Annotated in this window: 7 protein-coding genes; 4 read left to right on the forward strand and 3 right to left on the reverse strand. The window is 29.8% G+C overall.

Features of this window, described 5'->3' with window-relative positions:
* The first annotated feature begins 239 nt into the window (after window positions 1-239).
* On the forward strand, window positions 240-521 hold the full coding sequence (locus tag DBX25_RS20165; protein WP_108672547.1) for a hypothetical protein: 282 nt from the start codon (window positions 240-242) through the stop codon (window positions 519-521).
* Window positions 522-623: 102 nt separating this feature from the next.
* Here DBX25_RS20165 and DBX25_RS20170 read toward each other — a convergent pair whose 3' ends face one another.
* Window positions 624-995, reverse strand: a complete 372-nt coding sequence (locus DBX25_RS20170; protein WP_108672548.1) for a YolD-like family protein — start codon at window positions 993-995, stop codon at window positions 624-626.
* 326 nt (window positions 996-1,321) lie between these two features.
* On the opposite strand from DBX25_RS20170, the gene DBX25_RS20175 reads away from it, so the two are divergent.
* Both DBX25_RS20175 and DBX25_RS20180 read left to right on the forward strand, forming a co-directional pair.
* Window positions 1,322-2,182, forward strand: a complete 861-nt coding sequence (locus DBX25_RS20175) for a hypothetical protein (protein WP_108672549.1) — start codon at window positions 1,322-1,324, stop codon at window positions 2,180-2,182.
* A gap of 93 nt (window positions 2,183-2,275) precedes the next feature.
* Window positions 2,276-2,566: an NUMOD4 domain-containing protein gene (locus tag DBX25_RS20180; protein ID WP_108672550.1), complete on the forward strand. Its 291-nt coding sequence runs from the start codon at window positions 2,276-2,278 to the stop codon at window positions 2,564-2,566.
* A gap of 140 nt (window positions 2,567-2,706) precedes the next feature.
* Here DBX25_RS20180 and DBX25_RS20185 read toward each other — a convergent pair whose 3' ends face one another.
* Window positions 2,707-3,573: a restriction endonuclease gene (locus DBX25_RS20185; protein WP_157951030.1), complete on the reverse strand. Its 867-nt coding sequence runs from the start codon at window positions 3,571-3,573 to the stop codon at window positions 2,707-2,709.
* A gap of 911 nt (window positions 3,574-4,484) precedes the next feature.
* Window positions 4,485-6,806 carry an AAA family ATPase gene (locus tag DBX25_RS20195; RefSeq protein ID WP_108672553.1) on the reverse strand — a complete coding sequence of 774 codons (2,322 nt, stop codon included), beginning with the start codon at window positions 6,804-6,806 and terminating at the stop codon, window positions 4,485-4,487.
* A gap of 283 nt (window positions 6,807-7,089) precedes the next feature.
* Here DBX25_RS20195 and DBX25_RS20200 point away from each other — a divergent pair, with 283 nt between their 5' ends.
* Window positions 7,090-10,635: an SIR2 family NAD-dependent protein deacylase gene (locus DBX25_RS20200; RefSeq protein WP_108672554.1), complete on the forward strand. Its 3,546-nt coding sequence runs from the start codon at window positions 7,090-7,092 to the stop codon at window positions 10,633-10,635.
* The last annotated feature ends 399 nt before the right edge of the window (window positions 10,636-11,034 follow it).

The following is an 11,034-nucleotide window of genomic DNA, read 5'->3' on the forward strand; positions in this document are numbered from 1 at the left end:
CGTTCTACCCCGGCTACGGTTATCATATATCGATATAAAAAATGGTCAACCAGAAATATTTTCTGGCTGACCTTATAATACGATAGGGGGCGTTAGTTCAATAAGAATAGGTGAAGAAATGCTGAGTTATTTAATAAAAGCTCGAATATAAAAGTTTTTTATTTTGCCACAATTCAATTAAAAATCACTTCCTAGAAGACCTATAATAAAACTAACTTATCTGGAAGGTGATGATTTCAATGTTTAAATTGCAAATTGTAAATGCCGACTCCAATGCGATACTAAGAGAAGAAACGTATCAAGATAACGATTTTATAATTAATTTAATTAATCAACTAGAAAATAATCAGGGAATAAATGATACATTCGTAAATTATCTGTTTGATCAAGAAGGTAGAATGTGGGATGGGATTTATTGCAGATATAACAAAGTGTTAATTAACGAATATACTGTCTACAGATTTTTTTATCGGATGAAGATTTCAACATTTCAGCCTAAAATAAAACACAGAATGAATTAATAATTTGGGTAGCATCGAGATGGATGCTACCCTTAGAAAAAATTAAGTTTGAGCGCTCACTTATTTAAAGTGATGCGCTTTTATTTTTATAAAGAATGATAATCAAATATCTCCTGAAATAAGATGGGCCATATCAAGCACTTCTGCAGCAATAATATCGCTAAAGTCAACCTTCATTATATAAGGGTCTTCCTGTAACAATTCTAAATAGAGTTTTTTGGTCAAAGGATCAAGTCTATGGAGATTACCATTATAACTCCATTCAAAACCACCTTCCCAAGTGGTAATTTTAATAGAATGATTGAATTCCATCGCTAAACAGATCTTGGATTCAATCTCTTCAATTTGGTAATCGTCTAAAATTGGTTTTTTAATTTTATAATAATCACTTTTTAAATCTCTAAGCATTTTAGTGTGTTCCGGTAAAAAGAAAGAGGATCCCCACTTTATCTTTCCACGGTCTCGAATAACCATAAAATCACTCCTTACTCGCTATTATAGAACATTTGTTCTTGTTAATACACAAATTATTCTTTAAAGATGGAAGTTTATTGGGTATAGTTAAAAAGCGTAATTATACAATCGAACGCTAATATCCGATTAATTTAACCTGAAATTGGACAGATTTCCTAGACTGGGGCTTGAGTGTTTACAAGAGTTATATTTATCGGCTCCTTTTAATATAGGATAGTAAAGGATTAGGATAGCGGAAACACAGAAAATAGTGTTAACAATTTAAAATTAAAAGACAAGTAAAATGTAGTAAAATTATTTAATAAATAATTATCGGGGTGCTGATAATGTTCGTTAAAAAACACGGTTTGAGCAAAACCAAAATATATAAGGTTTGGAAAACGATTCGGCTTAAATGCTATGGCAGTAATATAGATAATCGTTATAAAGGGGAAGATTTATGGATCTGTAAAGAGTGGAAAGATGACCCTGTGGCTTTTGTTAATTGGGCAAAGGAAAATGGTTATGAGGAAGGTTTGCAGTTAGTTCGAAAAGATAAAAACAAAGGTTTTTATCCTGAAAACTGTGTTTTTCTACAGAAGGAAGAAACAACTAAAACACATGGAATGAGATATTCAAGATTATATAGAATATGGACACTTATGAATCAAAGATGTACAAATCAAAAATTGAGCTATTACGAAAGATATGGCGGTAGAGGAATTCAGGTATGTGAAGAATGGAAAACATTCGAAGTGTTTGCTAAATGGGCAAATAAAAATGGCTACAGAGAGGATTTATCAATTGATCGTATAGACCCTAATGGAAATTATGAACCTAATAACTGTAAATGGAGTACAGAAATTGAACAAGCAAGAAACAAAAGAACTAGTCGTTTTGTAACTATCAATGGAGAATCTAAAACTGTAGCTGAATGGGCAGAGACGAGTAAAATCCCATATAAAACTTTACAAAGAAGAATTGATACTGGATGTAAAGAAGAAAACTTGTTAGCTTCAAAAGGATATCAGCATAATCTTCTTGAAATAAATGGTGTAAGAAAGACCATGAATACATGGGCAAAGGAATCAGGTTTACCTTTTTCAACTATTAAAAGAAGGTTTGAGAAGGGTATTAGAGGAAGAGATTTACTTGCAAAAGGTAGACTAGGCAAAAAACATGATAATCAATTATCTTTTGATTTATGAAGGTTAAAGGTATGCAAGAGAATAATGTTTTTATGCTGTTCATAAAAAAGTCTCACCTAGTATAGAAGTACATAGCATTTAGGAGGTAGAACAGTGGAAGAAAGAAGGATAATCAAAGGATATGAAGAGATCTACGAAATCACCAGTTCGGGTAGAATCTATACCTATAGATCCATGCGATTTTTAGAGCGCTGTGGAGATGAATATGGATTCCATATAGTGTCCTTATGGGACAATGACCGTAACAGGAAGAATTGGAATGTCTTTAAACTTTGGCAAGAAGCATTCCCAGAGTTACCAAAGGAGCAGTTCAAAGGATCTTTAAAGATTAAGTACGGAAAGAGTTGTGAGCTAAGACAAACCCAAGGTATACATTATTCATAAAGCTTAAGTTAAGCAATAGCGGAAGATGGGGCTTTTTTAGCAAAAGAGATCATTTGTTAATTTTACAAATAAAAAAAGTATAGTGAGATAGCAGATATATACTGCATAATCCTATACTTTATTGAGAAAATTGTTCATTTCTACTCGTTTGCCTGCTTCCTAAATGGAAACATAATATATGAGTTCTTATTCTCCACTGTATCCCGATATTCTCGTAATAGAAGTTGTAAGCTATCACGATCAATCAGTTTCACATTGTTCCTTTCGGCAGAAAGTATGGCAGCTTTCGTAAAATATCGATTTGTAATCACCATCTTTTTTGGGGCATTCCAATACCCCGCTCCACCACAAACTTCATTAATCGCTTCTACGCCAACAGTTTGACCTTCACCATAACACTTCGCTTGAATTACAGTCTTAGTTTTATCCTTAACCGTGATCACATCCGCACCAAAATCACCTGATGGCGGAGTGACTTCAGAAAAATATCCAAGCCCATCATAAAGTTGTGTAAGAAACAATTCAAATTGCCTTCCATCCATTTTGTCAATTTCCTCTATTGCTACAAAATTAACTTTCGACCTTTTTGAGGAATTTATGAAAGTATTAATATTTTTAGCCCAATCCCATATTCCTCTAAGGATGAAATAAAACAAACCAAGAAAAAATGAAATATATAAAAGTCCACCAATAATATTGGAAGGTGCAAACATCATTAATGATATAAAAAGATAAAGTGTCAATTTGCACTTCTGTCCGAAGGTCCAATATTTTAACTTCGCAGTTCGATTAAATGCACGTTGTAATCCAAATAGTCTAAAGATACTAATATTCACGATAACAATTAAAACAAATAGTCCGAGTAAATTACCTATTTCACTTTTTGGTAGTTCAATTTTAAACTGTCCTGCTAAGCTGACTCCAAAGAATATTAATATTACTAAAGCTGGGCCAACCGGAAATTTATCAGATGATGATGAATTCCTGCCAATCCTCCTTCTACCCATAAGCATCAACCTTTCTATGTTGTTATGGTTATTATGTCCACAAAAAAATAAAAAGAATTAAAAAAAATGGAACCTTCAAGTATATGCAATCTTTAACAGATTGCTTTAACAAAACATTTAGGTCTAGAAAATGACAAGGAGCGCCGCTTTCGTTTAGAAGACGATGAAATGAAGGTCATGAATTTGGTGCTATACTACCAGAAGGAGTGGAGCCCATTTTTTCAATTCGACATGATAGTAGTATTGAGCATGTGAAAAGAAAATTAATGAATCTCCATTATTTGCAAAGATTCAAAGAACAAATAATGAAATTTGTTATAGTAATATCTTCTGAACAGTATTTATCAGAGGATCGAACTACAAAAAAATTTTATATTCTCGAAACAAATTCCTTCAAGATACAAACAATCATTAAAGGAACTGCAAGGCAAACTTGAGCTAGTTACTGACATAGAGGGAAAAATCCATCTTTAACGTCAATTCATTGAGATATGTAAGGATATAAGTGAAAAAGTGAAAAGGAAAATGAAAGTTGGAGGTGAGTAAAAAAGATAGTTTTCACAATTATGGGGAGGTGCCTTTGTAATTTAGAATGTAAAGAGTGGTTACAATCCACTTATTTTTACAAAATCACCACAGGATAACTTTTGTTGTTCTTAGTAGTGCTAACAAACAGATAATAATTTTAGAATTTCAACAAAAGGGAGGGTTATTGATTATGTGAATTTAAAAAATGCATTTTCAAAAACTAATAAAAGTAAAGTGTGTAGCCACTTATAGGATTGAGAGATAAATTTATTTAATAGGTTCTTTTACAAAAATTTCTTGATTCTAACATTACCAAAAATCAAACTCTATTTTCTAATAAAAAACCCTTGAGAGAATAACACTCATGGGTTTTTTGTTTGTAGTTAAGTCGAGATAAGATCATGCGCAATGATGGTTTCCATTTCATTAAAATGATCCGTATCTTTCTTTCTAATTGCATTGAAAATATCTGTAATAATATTTTGACTTTCACCAAGAAGATTATCTGATGAATAGTCTTGGAAATCAAAATATTGATGATGGGAGTATTTATTAATAAAGCGATATACTTTTTCTAATATCGTTTCATCATCAAAGGCAAGTGCAGCTAACTGTCTAAAATCAGTACGTTTTTTTGGATGTTTAAAACTTAGGAATGATTCTAATAATTTTCTGGAAAGATTAGCTACTAGATAAGCTTCTTCAATATTTAATTGTGTTTTCTCCTTAAATAAACTTAATTTATAAAAAATATAATGGTATTCTGTTTCATACTCAAAGAGAGATGAATGTGCGTTAACAATGGAGGAATTTCTTTGGTTATCAAAGTTAGTCTCAATAGTGTAAAACGAATACAAAGGGATTTTCAATTGTCTACCATTATCTTGTCTTTTTTTAGTTTTACCTTTCATCCAATCCCTTACTAATCTATAGAAAGCAAAATTGTGAGTAAGAACAAAAAGTTGCTTAGCATGTGTACACTCATCTCTTAAATATGAATAGGAGTTAAAGAGATTTTTAGCATCAAAACTAGAAATTGGATCGTCAATAACAATAATGGATTCATTTATATTTTTGTCGTTTTCTTTTAACTTAGTAATGAAATAGATAAAGGCTATGGCAGTTTTTTCACCTTCACTAAGATTTCTGGCCTTGATTTTATTCCCGTTAATATTTCTTATAATATTATATCCTTTTTCTTTTTGATTAAATTCTAGAGAAATCTCTTGATGGCCTAGAAACTGTGAAAGCTTTTGGTTAAATTTATCAGCACCTAATGCAGCACTTATTAAACTACTTTCTAGTTCAGTAATTCTATTTTGAACATGTCGATCTTCGCTTACCAGTCCTGTGACTTCTTTTTCATAATCTGCAATCTCTTGTAATTTAATAAAGTAATCAAAATCTTGGAGTGCTTCTGTCGCGTAATGTAATTCTAGTTTATGTTGTTCAGATTTTATTTTTGTTTTAAAATCTTTTGTTTTAATGTTATGGATTGATATTAGCTTGTTAATATTACTTGAAATGGTTTTTAACTGGTTTTTCTTATCAGTATTAAGGTAGATAGGTATTGAAAAATCCTCAAATGGGCTATTATTCTTATTCATCAATTGTTGCTTACATTCTAGTAGATATGAATTTAATTCACTAATGGCGAGCACATATTCTTTTTTGTTATGTAAGTACTCTGTTTGTAATTCCTCATAGAATATCTCCGGGGATGGGAATGTATTTGCGTTTACATAGAGAGATTCGATAGTTTGTAATTGGGTAGATAAGCTACTTTTTAGATTTTTAAAGCTTGTATTAAAATGATTATCTAAATCTTTTAATCGTTGTTTTCCAATCTCATTTCCACAGAATTCACATGTTGTTGCCTTCTTTTGATGATGAAGTTCCAATCCTTCTTCAACCCATAAACTGAGTCTGTAATTTTCTTGAAGTAACCTTATTGTCTTTGATACTATTTTTTCTTGGAGAAGATTAGATATTTCGCTAATAACTTTTTCTAATTTCGTGAAGTCAATTTCTGGGATATAATTGTCTATTCCTTCTTTTACTTCTGGCTTAGCGGCTTTTGTCACCAATTCAAGTGTAGGGTCGTCTAATATTGCACTTTTTTCTAATAGGATACTTTTATTCGTTATAATTAACTGTTCCAACTTATTTTTATTATAGTTAATATAATAATTATCGTTTGTAGCCAAAAATTTAAAATTACTTTTAATTTCTTTTGCAATTCTAGATAAAGTTTTCTGGTTTTGTTCTACTATTAGTTTTTTCCGCCTATTTATTTTTTTCATATCATTCAAAATATCTTTTTGTCTTTGATACTTATCATTTAATTCTTTTCTTTCCTCAATTTTTTCCTCGGAAACTAGTAGAATACTTTCAACAGTTTGATTCCAATCAATATTGTCTTGTATAAAATCCTGATTAAAAACAACTATACTATCAAGGAAATCTGGTAAATTATCAGGGGTCAATAGCTGTCCGTCTTTAAATTCTATTTCGAAATAGGAGTCAGTTAGTGCAGTAGGTACTTCTCGCTTGTCGAGAATCCTAAATAATCTTGATAGGGTACTTTTTCCACTTCCATTCCACCCATAAAAAAGATTAAATCTATTAAATTCATTGAGTTCAATAGTGTGTGAAAAGTCCTGATAAATCCCAAAATTCTGTAATTTTTTTATTTTTGATATCATTTTTTCACCTCTAATTTACAAATGTTTCTAATTGGATTTTATCATCATAATTTGTAGAAAAATATACTTTGTTGTAATTAATAGTAATAATAGGGAACTATTAGATTTAAAAAGGTAGTTGAACTGTATATAATTAGTGTTGGATGCTTAGGTAGAAAATGGAAGATAATAAGATGAAACTTGATATAGGTAAATAAAATAGAGGAAAACAATTATTCGTTGATTGGATTTCCAGGATTAGAAAGAAAAAAATGAAAAATAAAGGTAGAAGGGGATTTAAAATTTGACTAAAGACTTAAATAAATTTTTTAAAGAGAATCTAACAATGTATCCGCATCTAAGAGTAATTAGGGATAATTTATGGTCTAAAGATAAAAAAAGCCGTGTTTCTGTAATGATAGGCGCTGGTTTTAGCTTGAATGCGAAAAAAATAGAAGATGGTTTTTCTGAAATAGCTCTCTGGTTTGACTTAAAAAATAAATTAGTTAAAAATCTTAGTCATCATCCGGATATTAAATATAAAGATGTACTGGAAGTAGGACAATTATATGTTGATGAATATGGGAGGGCTAGTTTAGAAGAGGTTTTAAAAGAAGCTATACCCGATGACAATTATGAACCAGATACTCTGCATTATAAGTTACTTAATCTTCCTTGGGCTGATATTTTTACTACTAACTATGATACATTATTAGAACGTGCTAAAAGGAATGTGTATGAACGTAATTATCAAGTTGTTTATGATGTCAACGACATACCTAGTTCTACCCCACCAAGAATAATCAAACTACACGGCAGTTTTCCATCTAATAGACCTTTTATATTTACCAAGAAAGATTATGATATTTATCCCGAGAAATTTAGTCCTTTTGTTAATATGGTACAACAATCAATTATGGAAACAACCTTTGTTTTATTAGGATTCTCAGGTGATGATCCAAATTTTGAACGTTGGTCTACTTGGGTTAGAAATAATCTAGGTGAGCATATGCCTAAAATTTATATGATTGGATATGGTCAAAAAAAGCGCCAAGGAGAACTAAGTTCAAAAGGTATTACACTAATTGATTTTCAAGATATATATTCATCTGTTGAAAATCCATACCAAGTCATGTTTAGCGATTTATTTAATTTCCTAGCATATAAAGATAGAGAAGAAAAGACAAAATGGCCTCATCGAAGTTATAGACAAATTAATTTAAGTTTAGCAGATATAAAATATAATAGAGAGACCTTTCCTGGGTGGATAATAATGCCGGATGAAATTCGGCGTTTGAATGCAGATTATATAAGGATTTATGCAAAACAAAAATTGGATAATATAACAACTTTAAATAATAAGGATTGTTTAGAGTATTTAAATGAAATATTGTGGTGCTTTGAAAAGTTTTATATTCCTTTAGATTATTTAATGCATCAAAAGTTAAAACAATTAATAAGCGATTTAGGAAAAAATATAACAAAGAATCATTTACTCATATTATTTTTCTTGTTACAAGAAGCTAGATTAGATTGTAATAAAAAAGAGTTCAATGAATATAAAGCTTTAATAGAGGAAATACCACTAAATAGATTACAAAAGCATAGATTTATTTACGAACAAACATTATTTAGCTTAGCTTTTAATAACATTAGCGAAGTTGAAAGTTCTCTCAATGAATGGCAAGTTGGAGAGAAAGAAATTGAGTGGGGAATAAAAAAGGCAGCAATTCTTATGGAAATCTCAAGAGAAGCAGAAGCTAAAATAATTCTTGAAGATTACCTCCAAACGATAAGAAGTTTGCTGGCGATCCAATCTGATGAATATAGGTTACTTTCTTTGGAAAGTGTAGCGCTACATACTTTAAAAAAGATTAATAAAAAATCTGATTATGGTGACGAAAGGTTAAGAACACTAAACTCAAATAATTGTAATTCGAAAAAAGAATTCAATCATACACTAATTTCTGTGAAAAAATATGAATACACTATTGGGACGAAAGAGACTCCTGGTTTTGATCCGGGAAGAGGTAAAATTTCATCTAGTATGGGAGATTATATAAAACAAGAACTTCTAGATGCATACGCAATTTTACAAATTAAAGAATCTTTTTACTTCTCCGTAAGTGATAAAGGGCAATATGGACTAGCTCTAAAAAACTTAGAAATTATTTATCCATTGTATTCTCTAATAAAAAGAATACATACTATCAAGTTAAAAGAAATTGATGATATTTTTTCGAGAGAATTTGTTTACAGAATAAATGATAGTAATTTAGAAATTCTTATAGAGATGTTAAAAGATAGAATTGAACAAGAATCGAGTTCAATTATTGAAATTGATGTAGTTTTAGAAATCATTTCTCGTTTATATTTTTCTTTACCTAAAAACCTAAAACTAGAATTAGATTTGAAAATTATTGAATTTTTAAACAGCGAACAATCTATTAAACTAAATAATGTATTAGTAAAATTAATTGAGAGAATAATATTTGATAAAAATACAGAAGAAAAAAAAATATTTTGTGAGCAGTTGATGGAGTCAAATTTAAACAATGAATTGAATACAAATAAAAATTTATATAGGGTTGAGTTCTTTGAGCCATTTCTAGTTTTATTTTCTGAAACGAAAAATATTTCTAATTTAAATGTACCTGAAAATAAAATTTTAGAAATGATCAGTTTTTTGAATAATGACGTGGACCAAAGTTATAGAGAAAGTGCGTTAATTAGAATGACTTTTCTTGAAGAAACAAAGAGTCTTACTGAAAATCAAAGGAATAAGTTTATTAAATGTCTAACACAATTATCAACCGATAGAGATCAGGGAATAAGTAATTATATTTTCAAATCAGTTTATGACAGAATTATAAATTCAAGTTCGGAAATAAGCGAGAAAGGGATAGAAGTCTTTCTAACCAGAGAAATCCCAACATTTTATAATTATAAGGAAGAGTTTAAAGGCAAATCATTTTCTAGTTCTAATTCTTTAGAAGATTATTTCCATGAATTAAGTGGAGTATTTCCAGATTACATTGGTAAGAGAACAAAAAATCCTCCTAATGAAGTCTATTACCATCAGTGGCTTGATAAATTTTATTTATGGTGGGAAGATCAAGAGGAAGGATTACTTAGAGATATTAATGAAGAACATATTTTTCTACCCTTACCTGATTATTTGAAAAGTGTTGTTATTTTTTTAAAGAATAACGTTCTAGGAGTAATTTCAAAGCAATCACTTAGGAACGAAGATATAGAAAAGTTCAAAGATTTTTTCGAGAAAATAAACAATAATAGAGAAGATTTATCTATATATTTAGTACCTAGTTTTGAACGCCTGAATATACCAATAGGGTATTCTTTAGAAATTATTATTAATTATTTGTCTTCAAAAGAGATTAATAAATTCAAGGCTGCTGCAAGTATTATGTATGATTACTTAGTATTTATCGAAAATAAGGAAATAAAAAAAGATTGTGGATTAATTAAAAGTGAACTGTTTAGGATGATGTATTATGGTTCAGAAGGTATTTTCAAAATAGCTGTAGATAATTTGAAGTATTGTATGAAAAATATACCTAATATTTTTACTGAAGATGAATGCGAGTTATTAGCAAATTTCTTAAATGAATTTTTAAAATCGATTATGAATGAAAAAATAGTTATTTCCACGTTGAAAGATTTTGAAATGATTTCAAGTGTTTCTGGTTTAGTTTCGTATTTATATCAAAATAAGAATTTTATTGCTAAAGAAGTTTTAAGCCAGTGGAGAGAATTTATTGAAAAGCATCGTTTACCTGAAGTAAGAAAATATAGTGATTTATTAAGCATGAGTAGCAAGGTTGAATAATGTAAGAATCATATGTTTGCCACAAATTTTTTTTGGAACCATATGCTTGCCAAGAGTAGTAAAATGTGAGGGTTCGGACTAAAAAATATCCGTATTATTCCATTATCTAGTGGCGATAGTTTTAAAAATTGCTGTTAAGAATATTGTTACACCAGCCTTTGGCAAGTATATGCTTCTAATGCCGGCAATCTTATGATTCAAGTCACATTTTTACTCCTTAAAATTACATTATTCAATACGAAAAAAACTTCATTTGTTTTAAAAACAACGTCATCAAAGATGGCGTTGCAGACTGTAGACAAACTCGTAAAAATACGAGTTTGTCTACAGTCTTTTTTCAATTAAAATAATTTATATACTAGATAATCCGTTGATTTCCGTTCCGGGCGAACGCTTTCC

It is taken from the genome of Peribacillus acanthi, from assembly GCF_003073175.1.
GTDB lineage: Bacteria > Bacillota > Bacilli > Bacillales > DSM-1321 > Bacillus_BN > Bacillus_BN acanthi.

Excerpts from the sequence above, each read along its gene's own strand:
- DBX25_RS20165 (WP_108672547.1), top strand. The coding sequence starts at position 240 with ATGTTTAAATTGCAAATTGTAAATGCCGACTCCAATGCGATACTAAGA.
- DBX25_RS20170 (WP_108672548.1), bottom strand. The coding sequence starts at position 995 with ATGGTTATTCGAGACCGTGGAAAGATAAAGTGGGGATCCTCTTTCTTT.
- DBX25_RS20175 (WP_108672549.1), top strand. The coding sequence starts at position 1,322 with ATGTTCGTTAAAAAACACGGTTTGAGCAAAACCAAAATATATAAGGTT.
- DBX25_RS20185 (WP_157951030.1), bottom strand. The coding sequence starts at position 3,573 with ATGGGTAGAAGGAGGATTGGCAGGAATTCATCATCATCTGATAAATTT.
- DBX25_RS20195 (WP_108672553.1), bottom strand. The coding sequence starts at position 6,806 with ATGATATCAAAAATAAAAAAATTACAGAATTTTGGGATTTATCAGGAC.